This is a genomic window from Geomicrobium sp. JCM 19037 (genome assembly GCF_000698105.1).
Classification (GTDB): domain Bacteria; phylum Bacillota; class Bacilli; order Bacillales; family Marinococcaceae; genus Geomicrobium_A.
In genome coordinates, this window is sequence record NZ_BAWZ01000029.1 from 38074 (window position 1) to 57875 (window position 19802).

13 protein-coding genes and 3 pseudogenes are annotated in these 19802 nt (G+C 44.8%); 15 read left to right on the forward strand and 1 reads right to left on the reverse strand.

Going from position 1 to position 19802, the window contains the following annotated elements:
• The first annotated feature begins 256 nt into the window (after positions 1–256).
• The 13 genes and pseudogenes from JCM19037_RS15580 (at position 257) to JCM19037_RS27510 (ending at position 12461) form a co-directional block, all read left to right on the forward strand.
• Positions 257–1609: a M20/M25/M40 family metallo-hydrolase gene (locus JCM19037_RS15580; protein ID WP_307189841.1), complete on the forward strand. Its 1353-nt coding sequence runs from the start codon at positions 257–259 to the stop codon at positions 1607–1609.
• Between the two features lie 275 nt (positions 1610–1884).
• Positions 1885–2370, forward strand: a complete 486-nt coding sequence (locus JCM19037_RS28660; protein ID WP_052363955.1) for an ABC transporter substrate-binding protein — start codon at positions 1885–1887, stop codon at positions 2368–2370.
• Entirely contained in the window at positions 2355–3296 is a 942-nt protein-coding gene (locus JCM19037_RS23195; RefSeq protein WP_255357923.1) for an ABC transporter substrate-binding protein, read from the forward strand. Before JCM19037_RS28660 ends, JCM19037_RS23195 begins: the two co-directional genes overlap by 16 nt.
• A gap of 73 nt (positions 3297–3369) precedes the next feature.
• A pseudogene (locus JCM19037_RS15590) lies at positions 3370–4286 on the forward strand (ABC transporter permease).
• A gap of 47 nt (positions 4287–4333) precedes the next feature.
• Positions 4334–5217 (forward strand): annotated as a pseudogene (locus JCM19037_RS15595) (ABC transporter permease).
• Positions 5218–5247: 30 nt separating this feature from the next.
• Positions 5248–6237, forward strand: coding sequence for an ABC transporter ATP-binding protein (locus JCM19037_RS15600; protein WP_042402764.1), 990 nt, complete (start codon positions 5248–5250; stop codon positions 6235–6237).
• A pseudogene (locus JCM19037_RS15605) lies at positions 6234–7273 on the forward strand (ABC transporter ATP-binding protein). The gene JCM19037_RS15600 and the pseudogene JCM19037_RS15605 overlap by 4 nt, the downstream one beginning before the upstream one ends.
• 25 nt (positions 7274–7298) lie before the next feature.
• The gene (locus tag JCM19037_RS27495; protein WP_052363957.1) at positions 7299–7790 is read left to right on the forward strand and encodes a hypothetical protein; all 492 of its coding nucleotides are present in this window, start codon (positions 7299–7301) and stop codon (positions 7788–7790) included.
• Positions 7705–8547 (forward strand): peptidase dimerization domain-containing protein, encoded by an 843-nt coding sequence (locus JCM19037_RS24495; protein WP_238544750.1) that lies wholly within the window; start codon positions 7705–7707, stop codon positions 8545–8547. Before JCM19037_RS27495 ends, JCM19037_RS24495 begins: the two co-directional genes overlap by 86 nt.
• A 107-nt stretch (positions 8548–8654) precedes the next feature.
• Positions 8655–10040 (forward strand): SLC13 family permease, encoded by a 1386-nt coding sequence (locus JCM19037_RS15615; RefSeq protein ID WP_255357924.1) that lies wholly within the window; start codon positions 8655–8657, stop codon positions 10038–10040.
• Positions 10041–10058: 18 nt separating this feature from the next.
• Positions 10059–11270, forward strand: coding sequence for a M20 family metallopeptidase (locus JCM19037_RS15620; protein WP_052363959.1), 1212 nt, complete (start codon positions 10059–10061; stop codon positions 11268–11270).
• Positions 11267–11962, forward strand: a complete 696-nt coding sequence (locus tag JCM19037_RS27500; protein WP_238544751.1) for a M20/M25/M40 family metallo-hydrolase — start codon at positions 11267–11269, stop codon at positions 11960–11962. Before JCM19037_RS15620 ends, JCM19037_RS27500 begins: the two co-directional genes overlap by 4 nt.
• Positions 11963–12023: 61 nt before the next feature.
• A complete protein-coding gene (locus JCM19037_RS27510; RefSeq protein ID WP_238544752.1) occupies positions 12024–12461 on the forward strand; it encodes a hypothetical protein in 438 nt (145 codons plus the stop codon).
• 783 nt (positions 12462–13244) lie between these two features.
• Here the strand turns inward: JCM19037_RS27510 and JCM19037_RS15635 are convergent.
• On the reverse strand, positions 13245–14288 hold the full coding sequence (locus tag JCM19037_RS15635) for a C40 family peptidase (RefSeq protein ID WP_052363960.1): 1044 nt from the start codon (positions 14286–14288) through the stop codon (positions 13245–13247).
• A 401-nt stretch (positions 14289–14689) separates the two neighbouring features.
• Here JCM19037_RS15635 and JCM19037_RS15640 point away from each other — a divergent pair, with 401 nt between their 5' ends.
• Entirely contained in the window at positions 14690–15490 is an 801-nt protein-coding gene (locus tag JCM19037_RS15640) for a DUF6612 family protein (protein WP_042402771.1), read from the forward strand.
• 562 nt (positions 15491–16052) lie between these two features.
• Positions 16053–19700, forward strand: coding sequence for an S-layer homology domain-containing protein (locus JCM19037_RS15645; protein ID WP_042402773.1), 3648 nt, complete (start codon positions 16053–16055; stop codon positions 19698–19700).
• Positions 19701–19802: the final 102 nt, after the last annotated feature.

The following is a 19802-nucleotide window of genomic DNA, read 5'->3' on the forward strand; positions in this document are numbered from 1 at the left end:
AAAAACATCGGAAAGCGAACGACTATTCCGACATTTATATTATGCATGAGAAATCTCTTGTTATTTAATTCGAGAATAATAATTACTAATATATATTTTCTAACATAGTAAAGAAAACATAAGGAAGGCACTAATATAGGGCGATGAGATGTTTCAGAAGTATATAAAAAATTTTTATAATAGTATATAGAATATATGTATTTTCATTCTTCACCTCGGTTAATTATAATTTTACTAACCTATTTAGAAGAAGGAGGTGGAAAGATTGAAAGAAGTTTATCAGTATATCGAAGATCATCAAGACCGGTATATTCATTGGTTGCAAGAACTATGTCGCCAACCAAGTGTTTCAGCCCAAAATCGCGGAATGGAGGAATGCGCACAATTAGTATCATCCTATCTTCAACATATTTGTGCATCACCAGAGCAAATATCCACGCCAGGGTATCCGGTTATTTATGGCGAGATTAATGAAAATCAATCAAGAACCCTCTCTTTCTATAACCATTATGACGTACAGCCAGAAGACCCTATGGATCAGTGGACGAACGGACCGTTTGCTGCACACATTCAGGACGGGCGTATCTGGGCACGGGGTGTTGCCGATAACAAAGGGTCTCTACTTTCTAGAATCTGCGCAGTAGATGCCTACCAACAAGTGCACGGTAAACTTCCTATCAATGTAAAATTTATTATTGAAGGAGAAGAAGAAATTGGCAGTCCCAACCTTGGTGATTTTGCAGAGAAATACAAGGAAAAAATTAAGGCAGACGCTTGCATCTGGGAAAATGGGTATAAAAACACTGATGGGAGTTTGCAAGTTCGATTAGGTGTAAAGGGCATGCTGTATTTGGAATTACAAGTACAAGGGGCCAATACAGATATGCATTCTTCCAATGCAGCGATCATTCTCAACCCAGCATGGCGGTTAGTGTGGGCATTATCCACGTTAAAGGACGAAAATGAAAAGATACTCATTCCTGGATTTTACGACGGGGTACAAGCGCCTAACGAGAGTGAGAACCAGCTATTGGAAGACATGGTTTATCAAGAGCACGAAACATTGAAACAACTAGGATTAAATGAATTCCTTCTATCGCTTTCCGGTAACGCATTGAAAGAAAAGTTGTTATTCCAGCCAACGTGCACCATTTGTGGGATGGAAGCTGGTTACACAGGTGACGGATCGAAAACCGTTCTTCCTTCAATGGCTAAAGCAAAAATAGATTTTCGCCTTGTAGGAAATCAAGACCCGCAAGACATCTTGCAGAAAGTTCGGCAGCATCTCGACAATCATGGCTTTGAAGACATTGCCATAACCACGTATGTCGCAGAACATCCTGCAAAAACGGACATAGACGCTGAAATTGTGCGTACCGTTGTTGACAATGTCGCATCTGTTTACGGTGTTCCTCCTCAAGTGCAACGCACCGGTGCAGGTACTGGCCCAATGTATGTAGCTTGTCAGAAGTTTGGTATTCCCGCAGTTGGGTTTGGCGTAGGACATGTTGCTTCAAATCAGCACGCCCCGAACGAGAATATTTTTGTTAACGATTTTATACAAGGCATTAAATTTGCAGCACTCGTTATGCATCAATTTGCAGAGTGAATGTCAGACTATAAATATAAATAATAATAAAAATAATTAGTATATTTTTATTTAAAAAATAAAAAGGGGGTATTAATGTTGAACAAATTCACAGTACGTTGTCTCGTGCCATTTGCGATAAGTGCCGTTGTTCTTAGCGGATGCATTACAGACGAGGATGCCATGACGACCGATCCAGACGATGATGGTTTGGGGGATTCCAACACGAATGAAGAGAATTCCGAAGGTGAGGATTCGAGTGATGGCGGAACATTAACATTGCGCAAGGAGCCGATATGGTTTCGTTTGACATACATGATCACAGCAATACAGGCACGGAGGCTATCCATGTCAACCTCTTTAGTTATCTTGTAAAGAATGACGTCGAAAATGGTGAAATTCTACCTGACCTCGCTACCGATTGGGAATTAATTGATGATGAAACATGGGAATTTACCCTTCGCGAAGATGCCACTTTTCATAATGGTGATTCAGTGACAGCGGAAGATGTCAAATTCACGCTAGAGAGAGTCTCATCTGACGACACGCTTCAAGAATACGAAAACTATCGGCAGATTGAAGAGGTAGAAGTCATTGATGACTATACGTTTCAAATCCATACGAACGGGCCTCAACCTGCAATGTTAAACCGCATATCGCGCCTTGGTTCAGGAATTCTGCCGAAGGATTATATTGAAGAAAATGATTGGGATCATTTCTGCGCGAGCCTGTCGGTTCAGGGCCCTATCAATTTGTGCAGTGGGCGATGGATGACAGGGTAGTGCTTGAAAGATTTGATGATTATTTTGAAGCCGATCAAGCGCAGTGGGACGAGATCGTCTTTCGTTCCATACCGGAATCTTCGACACGTGTAGGTGAAGTTCTAGCGGGAGGTGTGGACATTGCAATGAATATCCCTCCGATGGACTGGGATCGCGTGGAATCGAACGAAGGTACATCAATTGTAGAAGGGCCAACAAATCGTACGATGATGCTCGTTCCGAATCATCGTGAGGAATTCGCTACATCTGACATCCTTGTTCGGGAAGCCATTGATTTGGCCATTGATAACCAAGCACTGCTTGACAACTTGATGGGTGGGTCGGGAACCCCGTCATTGACGAGAGTAAATCCAGGGAATTTTGGGGTGAATGAAGCATTGCATGATGACTATCGCTTTGACCCAGAGGAGGCACGCGCCAAACTTGAAGAAGCAGGCTATGCAGATGGTCTAGAACTTACGCTCCATTCTCCTGATGGTCGCTACCTTCAGGACAGGGAAACGACTGAGGTCATTTCAGGAATGTTGAGTGAAGTAGGCATTGACGTCAATATCGATTTCATGGAATGGAGTTCGTTTGTTGATCTACGTGCAGCCAACCAGCAAGAAGATCTTTATCTCATTGGTTTATCCGGTTCTTTATGGGATGCTGCGCATCAATTAAGGCATCACTCGTCCATGGTTGCAGAGGACCATATTGGATATCGAAATGATGAATTTGATGACATTTATCTAGATGCCGAAGTAAACATGGATGAAGCTAGTCGTCAACAGCAATACGAGGAACTCCAAACGATCGCAGACGAAGATCTGATCAACATCATGCTTTTCCAAGCAGACAATTTCTTTGCTGTGAGTGACAGAGTCAATTTTGAACCTCGTCTTGATGAATTGTGGATGGTGGACGAGATTACGATTACTGAATAATGAATATGTATGTTGAAGAGGGGCCGTGGTGCTTGCACCATGTTTCCTCTTTTGGATACCGGGGGTGGAGAGGATGAAGAAATATTTATTTTGGCGGGTAATGCAAATTATCCCAGTATTGCTTCTTATATCAATGTTCGTCTTCGGTTTACTATATATGGCAGGCGATCCAGTCGCACTCATGCTTCCAGAAGATGCTACACAGGAGCAAGTCGATTCACTAAGAGCATCCTTAGGGTTGGACCAGCCTTTTTATGTCCAATATTTTCATTTTGTTGGTGATCTGCTTCGAGGAGATTTCGGGTATTCCTATCGTTACAACCAACCAGCATTACCTATTGTATTGGAACGATTGCCTGCGACATTTGAACTGGCGTTTTCTGCGATGTTCGTGGCGATCATCATGGCCATCCCACTCGGCATTGCTCAGCAACTAAGAGAAATACGTTTCTAGATATTTTCATTTCTGGCGGTTCTGTGCTTGGAAAAGCGATGCCCAACTTTTGGCTAGGTATCATGTTAATCCTCATGTTCGCCATTACGTATCCGTTCTTTCCAGTTTCAGGGAGTGGGAGCTTTGCTCACCTCATACTGCCGGCAATCACGCTTGGAACGGCCAGTGCAGCAGAAATGACAAGAGTTTTGCGATCGAGCATGTTAGAGACGTTAAATCAAGATTATGTTCGAACGGCCGTAAGTAAAGGGGTTAGAAATACGAAAGTCGTGAACTTACACGCATTTCGCAATGCGCTCGTACCGTTTATTACCATTACATTTTTACAGACGTCCTCACTTGTGAGTGGGGCGCTGATTACAGAAGTGGTATTTTCCTGGCCAGGATTAGGTCAACTGCTTATTCAAGCCATTAATGGCCGAGACATGGCCATTGTACAAGCTTCAATTTTTATGGTGGCGTTTATTGTCATTGCCATGAATCTTTTTGCTGACATATTATACCGCGTACTTGACCCAAGAATTCGATACGATTAGGAGGTTTTCTCATGCAAGCAGAGCAACAACTATCATCTTCAGAGTCCATGGCTAATCATAGTTTTTTACACACGCTAAAGCGTTGGGCCAGGCTTTTAATAAGAAGTAAAACTGGCATGGTAGGCCTCGTAATTACACTTTTGGTTACGCTGCTTGCAATCTTTGCTCCTTTGATTGCACCGTATCCTCCCTCCGAACAAAATTACACGGCGATGAATGTGCCTCCTTTCTGGTTAGAGGGAGGAAGCAGTGCTCATCTTCTTGGAACCGATAATCTTGGTAGGGATATGCTAAGTCGGATTATATACGGGACTCAAGTTTCACTGCTCGTCGGTATTTGTTCAGTTGTCGTAGCGGGGTTGATCGGAATGTTCTTCGGTTTAATTGCTGGATTTTATGGTGGGTTTATCGATAATGTTCTGATGCGGATCGTCGATGCTTTTCTGGCTATTCCGAACATCTTGTTCATTCTTGTCATTCTTGGCGTTATCGGTCCTGGGTTATTGACTCTCATCTTTGTCATCGGCCTAACAAACTGGGTGATCTACGCCCGACTCGTTCGAGGAGACGTGCTTTCCATTAAGGAAAGAGAATATGTCAAAGCGGCACGGTCAATTGGGACAAGAGATCACCAGATTATTCGCAAACACATATTTCCGAATGTGATTCCCTCCTTTATCGTCATTTCAACATTGAGCGTAGCGACGACAATCGTATTGGAAGCTTCCCTCAGTTATCTTGGGCTTGGCGTTCAACCACCAACAGTTTCATGGGGGGGAATGTTATCTGCAGGTCGAGATTATTTGGCGACGAGTTGGTGGATTGCCACCTTCCCTGGCTTGCCATTACGTTTACGGTCCTCGGCATTATTTTCCTCGGCGATTGGTTGCGGGACGTACTAGATCCTCGCTCACAGACATTAAGGGCGTGAAAGTGACAACGACCATAAGGAGGTCAGGACATGAGTGAAGAGAAACACCTATTGGATGTGGATGATTTAAAGACCTACTTTTACACAGAGAATGGAACCGTACCGTCTGTAGATGGTGTCTCATTTCACATTAATAAAGGAGAAACCATCGCCATCGTTGGAGAATCAGGTAGTGGGAAAAGTGTCACATCGTTCTCCATCATGGGGTTGATTAAACCACCAGGCAAGATTGTAAGTGGGTCAATTCAGTTTGAAGGCAAGGAGATGACTTCGCTATCCAAACGACAGATGCGAAAAGTAAGAGGGAACGACGTATCGATGATTTTTCAAGAGCCGCTCACTTCATTGAACCCTGTACTAACGGTAGGGTATCAAATATCTGAAGCAATATTGCTACATCAAGATTTGAATAAGGCACAGGCCAAGGAGAAAGGAATCGACATGCTCAAACGGGTAGGCATCCCGCGTGCTGATAAGGTGTACACATCGTTCCCCCATTCCTTAAGCGGAGGGATGCGTCAGCGAGTTATGATTGCCATGGCACTGTCTTGCAACCCTAAGTTATTAATTGCAGACGAGCCCACTACCGCTTTAGACGTGACGATTCAAGCTCAAATTATGCACTTAATGCGGGAACTTACTGAGGAGCTGGATACGGCAATTATTTTAATTACCCATGATCTAGGGGTGGTTGCCGAACTTGTTGACCGTGTGGTCGTGATGTACGCAGGACAAGTCGTGGAGCAAGCCGATGTGTATACGCTGTTTTCAAATCCGAAACACCCATACACTGAAGGCTTACTTGATAGCACCCCGCGGATTCATGAGATGCATAGCGAATTGAAATCCATTCAAGGTACAGTACCTGTGCCAACAAACATGCCAAAAGGATGCCGCTTTCACCCTCGCTGTCCACATGCGATGGACATTTGTGCCCAGAAGGAACCGGAGGTGACCACTTTGGATGAAGGACAAGTCCGGTGTTGGCTCTATGACAACAACAAGGAGGCAGCGGTATGAGCAAGAAAACGGCGATGGAGACAAAGTCTACTGAATACCTTTTAGAAGTGAAAGGGCTAAAAAAGCATTTCGATGTCACACGAAGCCTTTTCGGGCGCAATAAGCAGTTTCTAAAGGCAGTCGATGGCGTCGATCTTATGATCAAAAAAGGCGAAACACTTGGTATAGTCGGTGAGTCAGGATGTGGAAAATCAACAACAGGCAATGTGATCACCCGACTGCTTGACGCGACAGCTGGTGAGGTATTGTTTGAGGGTGAAGATTTAATGAAGCTGAATAAAAAAGAAATTCGTGAAAAACGAAAAGACATACAAATGGTGTTTCAAGATCCTTTTTCCTCGTTAAACCCTAGAATGCGAGTGTTTGAGCTCATTGCTGAACCGTTACGCACACACAACATCGTCTCTGGATCCGCATTAAAAGAGGAAGTCTATAAGTTGTTGGACGTCGTTGGGCTCGATCATTCCTTTGCTCGCCGTTTTCCCCACGAATTTAGCGGAGGCCAGCGGCAGCGCATTGGCATTGCTCGGGCGCTGGCGTTACAGCCGAAACTCATCGTCTGTGACGAACCCGTTTCTGCACTTGATGTGTCCATTCAATCGCAAGTGCTGAATTTGCTAGCACGACTGCAAAAAGAGTTTCAGCTCACGTATATATTTATTGCCCACGGCCTACCAGCGGTAAAACATATTAGCGATCAGGTAGCCGTTATGTATTTGGGGAGAGTGGTGGAATTAGCCCCGACAGAAGCCCTTTTTTCTCGACCGAAACACCCATATACAGAAGGGCTTATTCACGCAATTCCTGTACCCGACCTACATTGCGGGCAAAAACAGAAGGGGATCTGTTGGAAGGAGACTTGCCAAGTCCGGTGAATCCACCCCCTGGTTGTCATTTCCATACACGATGTCCATATGCACAAGAGAAATGTAAAATCGAGGAACCGAAACTGTTGAACACGACGGACGAAGGTCATCGAGTCGCTTGTCACTTCCCTCTTGAAGCAGGTCACGGTGTGATTGTGGGTACAACATAAGTCAAGAATGTGGAGGAGAGCGTGAATGAATCGTTGTTTGAAAAATCTTTATGATCATTTACCGGTACAGGAAGGGTTGTCATTTTTAAAGGATGATCATAATCGGACACTTGATGAGCAAATCAAGCTAACAGAAATACCTGCACCGCCATTTAAGGAAAAATTGAGAGCTTCCTATATGATACAGGCGTTTGAAAACTATGGTTTGGAAGATGTTGAACAAGACGTTGAAGGGAATGTAACAGGGTTATATCGTGGATGTTCCGATCACCCGTTGCTCGTGGTTTCAGCTCATATGGATACGGTGTTTTCCGAAGGAACAGACACGACCGTACGTCGGGATAAGGATAGCTATACGCCCCAGGTATATTCGATGACACGCGTGGCTTGCAGAAATGCTCTCCATCATCCGAGCATTACAGAAAAGCCAAGTGCAAACAGACGGGTCAATTCTGTTTGTTGCTACGGTCGGAGAAGAGGGCATAGGGAATCTGCGCGGAGTAAAGGCGCTGTTTGATCATCGATCTGATATTTGTGGATTTATTTCCATAGACGGCACGAATGTCGGTCGGCTCGTATATGAAGCCACAGGGAGTCGCCGATACAAAATTGAATACACTGCGACTGGTGGACATAGTTACGGTGATTTTGGTTTGCCTAGTGCCACTCATGCTGCAGGCCGAGCGATAGCAACGATTGCCGATCATAAGTTGCCTGCACAACCGAAAACAACGTTTACCGTTGGGGAAATTCACGGTGGCACAGCGATCAATGCCATTGCCAGTTCGGCTCACTTCTTACTTGATATGCGGTCCACGAGTATAGCGGCACTCGACACGTTGGAATCGAAAGTGTTAGATGCGTGTAGAAGAGCCGCGGAGCAAGAGAACTTCCACTGGGAAGCGGGAGATGATGTGAAAGTCAACATTACATGCATCGGAGAACGTCCAGCAGGCAGTCAATCGCAATCAGCGACGATCGTACAAATTGCTGCGGAAGCGGGTCGGCTCGTTGGGATTAAACCCATTTTCCATGGATCCGGGAGTACAGATTCAAATGTGCCGATTCACCTTGGCATTCCTGCGGTTACCGTAGGTCGAGGCGGGGAAGGTGGAAGTACCCATACATTAAATGAATGGTTTGCACCGGAAAAAGCATACGCCGGTCCTCAGCGCACATTCCTTGCAATGCTCGCACTTATCGGTATCCTCGGTACGTCTGACCCTATGCTCTCGTCTAGAAATGACGCGTCAATGATCTCACAAAATGAATAAAGGGTCAGATGAAGCAAATTTAATGTAAATAAGGTGAAAAGGATGCCAATCGAACCTGAAAAAACGCATATTCCACGAAAGCGCATCTTTACCGAGCCCGTCTATAAATATTTGTTCGTCTCCGCTGCTCTTTTGTTTCTTGTGATGTCCCGTTATTGCCGGTCCCTGCAGAAATGGGGGAACGAGGCTGGAGTACGCTGGCCATCGTATTTCTAGGTATCTGTCTTTGGTTTACAGGATTAATCCCTCCCGCAGTCACAGCAATGATGATCATTGTGCTCTTTCCATTGTTTGGTGTACTTGGCTTTGAAGAATCAGCCAGTACATTGGGTCGTGAAGTCATCTGGTTAATTATTGCCATGCTAATGATGGGTGCAGCCGTTGAAAAAACAGGGATGGACAAGCGGATTACTTACAATATGTTGGTCTTTACGAGAGGAAACATGAATTTAATCACTCTAGCCCTCATTACTGCAGGTTTTATTCTTACATTTTTTGTTCCTAATGCAATTGGTCGCGTTGTTGTGCTTGTTCCGATTGCGCTAGGTATTGTCCACTCCATAGGCGGAGATGAAAACCCTAATGTCGGTAAGGCGAGTATGTTTGCGATTACGTATACGCCGATCATTTGTGCCGTCGGGCTCATCACCGGTGCTACGGGATCGGTTTATGCTGCTAGCTTGTTTGAGTCGATGCTAGGATATAGCTGGACCTATGTGTATTGGATGGTTGTCATGCTTCCGAGCACAGCTGCTACCTTGCTCGTATTGTGGCTCGTCATCAGCTGGATGTTCCCGGTTAAAAACGTCAATAAACGTGCGGGTTTAGACTACTTCCATAAAGAAAAAGACAAGCTTGGTCGGATGTCTATGAATGAAAAAAAGCTTGTAGCGCTTTATGCAGTTCTCATACTGCTTTGGATTACACAGCCTGTCCACGGTTTCTCCATCTCACTCTCAGCTCTGATTATCGTCATTTTTCTCTACCTTCCAGGTATGGAAATTATGGTGTGGAAAGAAACGGTGAAAACTGTCGATTGGTCAGTACCTATTCTTTTTGCTGCCGGATTTACGATGGCACTTGCCTTTGAAGCAGGGGGGATTGTCAGCTGGGCATCATCATTGGCATCAGCGCATCTGAACGAACTTCCGCCACTGTGGCTGGCTGCTACACTACTTGGTGCCTTTTCGCTCATTCGTATTGGGTTTACAAACATGACGGCAATGATTGCGTCAATGTTGCCAGTCGCATTAACGTTTGCCGTTGGCACAAGTTTTAACCCGGTGTGGCTCGGCATGATCTGTTTGGCTGCCTGCAGTACAGGGTTTCTTTTTCCGTCTCAATCCATTGGTACGATGACTACGTATTCATTAGGGTATTACACAAGCCAAGAACTTCTGAAAGTCGGTACGTGGATCACAATGGCTGTTTTCGTGTTCACATTGCTTGCTGCATTTCTATACTGGCCATTCATTGGTCTGCCCATTCATTAATAAAGAGGAGGAATTACCTTGAACAAACAAGTCCTTTCTGCAAACAAACAACTCATTGCTTCTGCTGTCGATACCCGTAAAGATGAACTGCGGGAACTTGCGCTCAACATTCACGCTCATCCAGAATTAGGCTATCAGGAATTTAAAGCGTCAACATGGCTTAGTGATTGCTTGGAAAAAGACGGGTTCATCGTAGAACGTGGAACGGCCGGTCTGGAGACAGCCTTTTCTGCTGTATGGGAAGGTAAACCAGGTGGACCGACACTCGGTATACTCGCTGAGTACGACGCCTTACCTGGTCTAGGTCATGCATGTGGGCATAATCTTATCGGCACATCATCCGTTGGTGCCGCCCTAGCATTAAAAGATGCATTCCCGGAGCTCCCTGCCAAAATTCAAGTGCTTGGTACACCGGCTGAAGAGGGCCTTGGCGGGAAAGTTATTATGTGCGAAGAGGGCGTTTTTGATGATCTTGATGCGGCGATGATGTGTCACCCAAAAAACCAAACGATGGTACTGCGCGGTGGTTTAGCTCGTGTAAGCGCAACGTTCAAATTTTTTGGAAAAGAGTCTCATGCCGCATCCGCACCGGAAAAAGGCATTAGTGCACTGGACGCAGTCATCCAAAGCTTTCACGCAATTAATAGCCTTCGTCAGTTTTTTACCGATGACGTTCGCATTCACGGTGTCATTACAAAAGGCGGAGATGCCGCAAATATTGTACCGGGATACAGTGAAGCGCAGTTCCTGATTCGAAGCAATACACGGACAATGCTTGAAGAAGTGAAGGAGAAAGTCTATGCTGCTGTCCGTCAATCCGCTGCTAGCGTCGGCGCGAAGTGTGAGATTGATGAGCACCTCGTTTACGCTGAACGAAACACGAACGTATCCTTAGCCATGCTATTTAAAGAGAATCTTGAGGCCATGGGAATTGCTGTTCATGCCCCGCCTGCTCAAGGTGGTATTGGTTCATCAGATATTGGCAATGTCAGTCAAATCGTTCCGACAATTCACCCATATGTAAAAATTGGGGAAGCGACCAACCATACACATGAGTTCACTGAGGAAACGAAATCTGAAGGTGGAATTGCGGGTATGATCCAGGCAGCAAAAGCGCTCGCCATGACAGCTTATGATTTGAGCGTACAGCCCGAAGCACTTCAACAAGTTAAAGATGAATTCAAAAAATGGGAAGAAGAAAAGAACGATAAAGGAGTGGTGAATCAATGATTACAGAAAGCATTTCCGTGGAAAAAGATAAACTGCTCGTAGCATTAAACAATCATGACAACGCGTTGCGAGATCTAGCCCTGAAAATCCATGCTCATCCGGAGCTTTCCTTCAATGAACAAAAAGCTGTGGGGTGGCTCACAACGTATCTACAAAAAGAAGGATTCAAGGTAAATCAGGGGGTCGCTGGTTTGGAAACAGCATTCACTGCCGAATGGGAAGGGGCACCAGGCGGTCCGATTATCGGGATCCTTGCAGAGTATGATGCCTTGCCTACGCTTGGCCATGCATGCGGACACAACCTCATTGGAACAGCTGCAGTAGGAGCGGCCGTGGCGTTAAAGGAGGCCTTTCCCGCATTCCCCGGGAAGATAAGAGTCATCGGTACACCCGCGGAAGAAGGCGGAGGTGGAAAAATATACATGTGTGATGCAGGCGTTTTTGACGATCTGGATGTAGCGATGATGGTTCATCCTAAAAACAGTTCGATGGTTCTGCGAGGTGGCCTCGCCTGCGTGAGCGCGAAGCTAAAGTTCTTCGGCAAAGAATCACACGCGGCTTCTGCTCCTGAAAAAGGCATAAGCGCCTGGATGCAATGCTCAATAGCTATAGCGCCATCAATAGTTTGCGCCAATTCTTCACAGATGACGTTCGGTTCATGGGATTGTTACCCATGGTGGCGATGCGGCTAACATTGTACCCGGATACTGTGAAGCAGAATTTATTATTCGAGCGTCAACAAGAAAACAGTTGTTGGACGTTAAAAGCAAAGTTTTCGAATCGGCACGTCAAGCAAGCCGTGCCGTTGGTGCGGAGTGTGAAATTGATGAAGGGCTGGTCTATGCGGAGCGCAACAACAATAAAGCACTTGCCCATCTATTCCAAGCCAATTGGGAAACGATAGGTGTTGAAGTGGTAGAGCCCCCAAAGGTGGGAGGCATCGGGTCATCTGACATCGGCAACGTCGGCCAAGTCACCGCCACGATTCATCCGTATATAAAAATCGGTGAAAGCATTAATCATACGTTTGAGTTTACAGACGAAACAAAATCCGAGGGTGGCATGATCGGGATGCACCAGGCCGCCGCAGGTTTAGCAATGACTGCATACGACCTTTGCACAGATGCAGAAGCGCTCAAAAACGTCCGAAATGAATTCGAAAATTGGAAAAAAGAAAACGAAAAACAATAAACACGAAGCCTAAGCAATAAGACGAGGATACGAATGAAGAATAAACATGTGTCGGCGCGAGCCGCGCCGAAGCAAGACCGGTTTCGTTCGGTCCCGCATGGGCCGAAAAGGTCGATCGGTCTTTGGCTAGCTTGATCTGCGCGCAAGTTGAAACAAACTGCGCGCAAGTTTGGCGAAATCGTAGCTAAAATCGGTAAAAAGCGCAAACTTGCGCGCAGATGGGGGAAACTCGCGCGCAGAACGCGGGTTCGTCCCGCTCCTGCCACTCCGCCCCCCTGCGGCAACCGGCCCAAAAACCATTCTCTGCATCCCCATAGCCAAACCCCTAACATCTTGTCGGCGCGCCGCGCGATCCAAGACCGGTTCGGTTTTCGGACCACCCGGGCCGACAGGTCGCTAGGTGTTTGGGTGGAATCTGCGCGCAAGTTTGGTAAAGTCAACGCTAAAAGCGTTAAAAAGTGCAAACTCGCGCGCAGAATACCTGTGGCCCACCCTCTGCTTTCCGTTCCCCACAAAAAAATCAAAAAAAAATTTTAAAAACAGGTTTAGTTTCTTCGAAAATGGTGAATATCATAAGTAACCCCATACCCCCTTAGTTATATATATGACCGGGCGCTACCCCCTGAAGGCGAACGGTCGCTGGAGTGAATGAGAGGTCGATAGAACTCTACTGAATCTCCGGTACATAAAAGAGGCCGCGAGAGGAATATCCTCTGCGGCCTTACGCGTTTCTTCCTATTATAAAGAAAACCCGCAAGGCGGCTGCCTCACGGGTTGGTTTACTTATTGAATTTCAAGTGCGCGGTGCAAGAATGCTGCGAAATGTGCGCGGTTTGCAGTACGCTCTGGTTGGAAGTCTCCGTTGTTTCCTGTTGAGATGCCTGCGGTTGCGAATGCGCTAATGGCGTCGTAGTTGGCATCGTCTGAGTTAACATCGTTGAAGCTTTCGCCGCCAACATACTCATCAAGTTCAAATGCTTGGAAGAATACGGATGCAACGTGAGAGCGTGTCATCGGTTCTGATGGCATGAATTCGTTGTTCGAGTTCCCGCCGAATAGTCCTGCTTGCTCTACTGCTGCAATAGCTTCAGCGTTATGGTGTGTAGCAGATACATCGCTAAATCCTGGCTCGCCGTCAGCACTCAAGTCAAGTGCGCGTGCAAGAAGTGTAGCAGCTTGTCCACGGTTTAATTCTACGCGTGGGCGGTATGTGTAATCAGAGTAACCGTTGATGATGCCGCCTTCGCCAAGCTCTGTAATTTCAGTGTAAGCGAAGTGGTCACTGTTTACATCGTGATATTGTCCTGCTGGTAGTGGTTCTGGTTCAGGCTCTGGTTCAGGTGTTGTTTCAGAAGCAACCTCTTCTTGCTCCGTGAGGACACGCTGTGCACCGACATAGCGGCTTCCCCAGTAGTATGGGTCGTTGATGCTGACGATGGATACGCCGCGTGAAGATGCTGCGTGGATCATGTCGCCTCCACCGATGTACATGCCGGAGTGGGATACGCCGCTTCCGGATGTGTTAAAGAAGACTAAATCTCCAGGTTGCAAGTTGCTTTTCGAGACGCTTTGGCCGGCATTTGATTGTGCAGCGGCGGTTCTCGGTAAGTCTTGGTCGATTGCACGATCGAAGATGTAGACGAGATACCCTGAGCAATCAAAGCCACTCGGTGACGTCCCTCCGAATCGGTATGGTGTTCCTAAATGTTTCTTTCCTTCTGCAATTACTTCGCTAGCAGCTGAAGATGCGCTCGCTGGTGTGTAGTCTGCAGCAAATGCAGAGAACGCCAGCACGGCACTTGCCGCAGCCATTAAGAATTTACGCAATGTTACTTTCCCCTTCCCCCGTAGCACCCCTGCTACTTAAGTAATGAATAATAAAACTATGTAAGTATGTAATTGTGTTTGTTAGTTGTCGTGTTGGTTGAACAATTCATAGTCTATCATAGGAAAATAGCCATGACGTTTACAGTTATGTAACAAGTTAAAGACAGAATGAAACATTATATGTCACAATATCGTAAAATAAAGGTAAATTAAGCTTCGGAATGATGACGGTTCGACAGATTTCTCTGTGCAAATGTCGATTCTTGCCGCATTCCTCACGTATAAGTCCCGAGAAGCGCCTTGTATTCTCGTTTGTAACATGGTTGTAACAACACTATACAAAAAATTCTCCATCGGCTAAAATAAGATAGAATTGAACACAGGCACACAAAGGAGTATGTATGAAGAAACTCGGATTATCGCTCGGCCTTTCTTTGCTCGTTGTGGCAGCAGGCTGTGGGGAACATGAGCAACCTGAAGAGATTTTTAACCGTTCAAAAGCAGTGATGGAGGATTCTACGGAAAGCCTTCATTTTAAACAGTGGCAGAATTTGAATGTGAGCGGCGAATCGACGAACATTAATACGCGCGGGGCGACGCGTTTGCAGCCGTTTGAATTATATATGATCAGTACGATGGATCTTGTCGACTTCAATGAACCGTTGGAATTCGAATTTATGATCGATGGTGACGAAGCGTACTATAAAGAAGACGGTGAACCGACGCAATTTGCAGACGACGTACAAAGTACGGTCGTGGACATGATTAACCCTCTTGATGAAATGGATCGGTATGCGCCATTCGAACAGTCGATGCTTATGAAAGAAATTGAAGACTACTATGAAGTATCGTTTCGTACCGACCAGGAGCAACATATTCCTCTCGTTATGGAAAAGATGGAACAGTGGGGTGTAGTTGAAGAGGGCTTGGAAGATGCAATAGAAGATTCTATTGAAATTGAGCGGATTGATATGGTCGCTTTTATTGATAAAGAGACGTATCAACTTCATCAATTTGATACCCGGTATCGATTCCTCGTCAACATTCAAGGGGACTTGCATCAAATTGATGATCAGCAAAGCCTTCGTTACGAATACATCAATGAAATCGATGGCGATTTAGAAACGTTCGTCCGTTGGTTGATTGAAGAAGAGCAGCAAGAAGAAGATGATGAAGAGGAAGATGAAGAAGAATTGCTTTAGAGCAGTACAGAAATGCGGACGGTGAAATCACTCATCGTTCGCGTTTTTTAATTTGTAATCAACAGCCGAGCATGGAAAATGAAATGTATATTTCTATAAATGATTCATGAGACTCAAATATAATGACAAGTAAAACAATCGAAAAAGTATAATAAATGGACTAAAATCCTAATTTTGATAAGAAAATTAAAATACTCTCGGAAAAAACTAGCAATATATGTCTTCATATTGTAAAATTAGTGACAACTTGTCGAAATATCCATACTAGTGCAAGAATGAACTGGAATAAATTACATGGATTTATGAAAAACCGCCTAGTTTTTAATTGACAGGTGGTTTTCAAGGTCTATATAATGAATCTTGGTAGTCTTGCAATCTAGGAAAATATGGTGATTGACGAAGTTACCAAGGAGGCGATGAGGAACGAGTTACTAATGATCATAATGTAGTTTGACCATTTGTCGCCCGTCCGAAATGTCTCAGAAGTTAAAGAATGGCGGTACAAAGTTGTTTCATAATTCTAAAGAGACAACTTGTGCATTATACAAAAGGAGGAGTAAGAATGGCTTACCAACCAAAGTCTTACCGAAAGTTTATTGCAGGTACGATGACTGCAGCAATGGCAGCATCAGCATTTGCTGTCACAACACCTCAACAGGTGGCAGATGCACAGGAGCAAGCTTTCTCCGACGTTTCACCAACGCACCACGCTTATGAAACAATCCAAAGAGCATACGAAAGAGGGATTGTGAACGGTTATTCTGATGGTACATACCGTCCAAGTGAAGGTCTTGTCCGTGGACAAGCTGCACGTATGATCGCAAATGCAATCGATTTAGATACTCCACCAGTAACATCAACACCATTCGAAGACCTAAGTGCAGATCACGTATATGCAGATGTTGCATCGGCAATGCATGAAGCGGGTATTATCGTAGGTCGTCATGGTGGTACTCAATTTGACGCAGGTACAGTCATCTCCCGTGAGCAAATGGCTTCCATCCTTGTTCGTGCATTTGACCTTGATCCAATTCCAGGCGCAGATCACGGAATTGTTGACCTTGATGACGCGTATGAAGCTCACCTTGAGAACATTGAAATCCTTTCCCACCACGGCATTACACGTGTCGACAACGGGAACTTCCGTCCGAAAGAATCTGTTGACCGTACACAAATGGCTGTCTTCCTTGACCGTGCCATGGACGTACGCAACACATTGGATGCAGGCCTCGTAGATATCGAAGCCGTAAACAACCAAACCGTTCACGTTACATTTAATAGTGAAGTAACAGGCGTTGACGCTGAGCAGTTCGACATCCCTGGTCTTGAAGTTCTTGACGCAACTGTTGTTGCTGGACCAGAAGGTGAGAACAACGTCGTAAGCCTTACAACTTCTTCACAAACAGCAGATGAAGAATACCGCCTTTATTACAACGATGAGCGTACTTCTCTTACATTCCTAGGTAGTGGCGCAGAAGCAACAACTCCGGTTGATGTAACTTCTGTAGAAAACATCTCAACTGAAGGTGTTTATGTAAATCTTGACGCTCAAGACGAAGAGCTCTTGGATGCAACTGTCGTTGTTACAGATCCTAACGGTAATATTCACGAAGTATACCCACAAGATCTTGAAGCAGGCGCAACAGAAGCTTACTTTGAATTCCAAACACCAATTGCTTATGTACACGCAGGTACTTGGACAGTTAATGGTGTGAATTATGAAGTAGCATTCAATATTTCAGGTATTGAAGCACTTGATCGTCAAGGTGAAACGGTAGAACTATCTTTTAACGCGTCTGTTGAAGAACTGTCAGTCGGCGATATCATTGTGCGTGACGAAGTAACTCGCGAACGTCGTGGTATTGCATCTATTGTACTTGGTAGCGACAGTAGAACAGCTCAGGTTACTTTCTTGCCTTCATCAGATGAACAAGGTGGTGCCTTCCTAGAGCCACTTCGTAAGTATGAATTCCAACTTACAATTCCTGGATATGCACCAGCAACATACACGTATGAGCGTCCTGATTATCTTGAAAATGTACGTGTGGTTGACTCAAGCGCCAGCAACGAAACAATTACAACAAACGATGGTACAACACTTAACGCACCTGAAGGAACAGACTTCGAAGCTGTACTAGGTACAGGCGGTACAGTGGCGTACAACAGCAACTTCGACATTGTTGATTTCTTTGTCGCAGACGAAGAAGTACTATTCGGTGCAGTGACTGATGTGCGTTTTGTAGGAACTGGCGAGGACCGCAGACCAGTAGAAATTGAACTTAATGGCGAGTGGTATGACCTTGCTGACGGATATGACCTTCGTTACAACGGTGTTGTTGGTACATCCCTAGCATCTGTAGGCGGCCCAACTGCTGACTATGCTAAATTTGTTCTTAACAGCCAAGGAGAAGTCGCATTCTATGATGCTTATGATTGGACTGATGAGCTACTTGTAGAGCGTTATGAAGATGGTTTCGTTTACGGTTTTGGTGAAGAAGTCGATGTTAGCGATTATACGCTGGTTGAAGATGGACAAACAATTTCACCTAACTACCTATCACGTGGTGACCTTCTTTATATAAATGAAGATGCTGAATACGGTGAAGTTTACAACGACCTAGTTGTTGGAAACATTGACCGTGTGTTTTCTGACAGCTTTGTTGTTGATGGTGTAGAGTACGATCTACCAAGCGATAACAGCATCAAGTACATTAACGAAGATGGTGAAACTGTAGAAGGTACATCCATTACAGTTATTGAACAACTTGCAGAAGAAGGAGAGCCAGTATCTCTATACCTCAACCGTGCTGGGGATATCTCATTCATTATTGGAGATCTTGGTGTAATTGTTCAAGGGGAGAATGGCGCATTTCTGACTGCTGATGGAAACGCGTTTACACAAGGTAATCGAGGAATCCTTGAACTTTCATATGCAGATGTTGCAGGAAGTACTGAAAACGTTGAATTAATTGTTAATGAATTAAGCCAAGTTAATGAGTTTGAAGTTGGAGAAGAAGATGTTGTTGGCTTTAGATTAAGTCCAAATGCTAGTGGTCAAACTGGAACAATTGAGGCAATCATTGAGACTGAAGTAGAAGGTGAAGATGATCCGATACGTACATTTGTACCAGCACTTCAACTTGATGCTTTAGATGAAAACACAGTCATTGAGTTCTTCAATAACTCTAATGATGAAATTGTTGGACTTCAAACATTGGAAGATGTTGAGAACTATGTAGAACCTGAGAGTATTGATGATGAGGATCGTGTGCGTGTAGGGGACCGTTTTGTAGAAGGCCTACGTACAACAATCGATACACCAGTATTCCTTCATGATGATGGTGAATATCTAGAATCGACTACTTGGGGAGATATTGACTCTTTCGAAATTGTAGAAGAGGCAAATATTTACTTTGATGGAGACACAGATGTAGCTACTTACATTGTAATTGACATCAATGAAACTGATGTATCTAGTGATCTCACTGATGTAAATGCAGTTATTGACCGCGTTTGGTTAAGCTCTGATGAAAGTGAACTTGTTCAGGTACGTGCATTCGTTAACAATGAAAGTGTAACTTACCAAGTAAGAGGCGACGCAAGAGGCGCAGATCTTGAGCAGGGTGACTTCGCAACATTAAGCTTAAATGACGATGACGAGGTAGTTGAAGTAGAAACTTTAGAAGGTGCTAGTGTTGCTAGTGGTTCACCATATAACATTACTACTTCTAATAGAACATTTAATCTAACAGGTCATGGTCAATTATTCGCACTTGAATCTAATGGATATGTTCTAGATAATACTGGGAGCAGCATCACTACTGCTAACTTCAGAGATATCGCTGATTTAGATGATGATGAATTCTTAACAGTTCTCAGAGCTGAAGAAGGATCTAGATTCGTTGACATCATTGTAATTAACAGTGACGAAGATTATGAAGTTCCTACATTACCGGTTTCAGTTGTTGAGCAAGCAGAAGGTGAGAATAGTGTTGACTTTAGCATTGATCTAAGCTCACTCGCTACTGAACCAGATGCTGGAGATGTAAATGTAAATGTTTACAGCGACGACAACAACGTAACTGAAGCATTTGAAGTAACTGATGCTGAAGTTGATTCAGGGATATACAGTGCTACCTTGACGTTTGATGAAGATGATTTGCTTGACGGTACCAATGATTATGAAATTGAGATTACTGTTTCGGTTTAAGCGGAACACAGACATTTAGCTTAACTATTGGTAATGACGGTGATAACGGCGACGGCGATAACGGCGACGGTGATAACGGCGACGGTGATAACGGCGACGGCG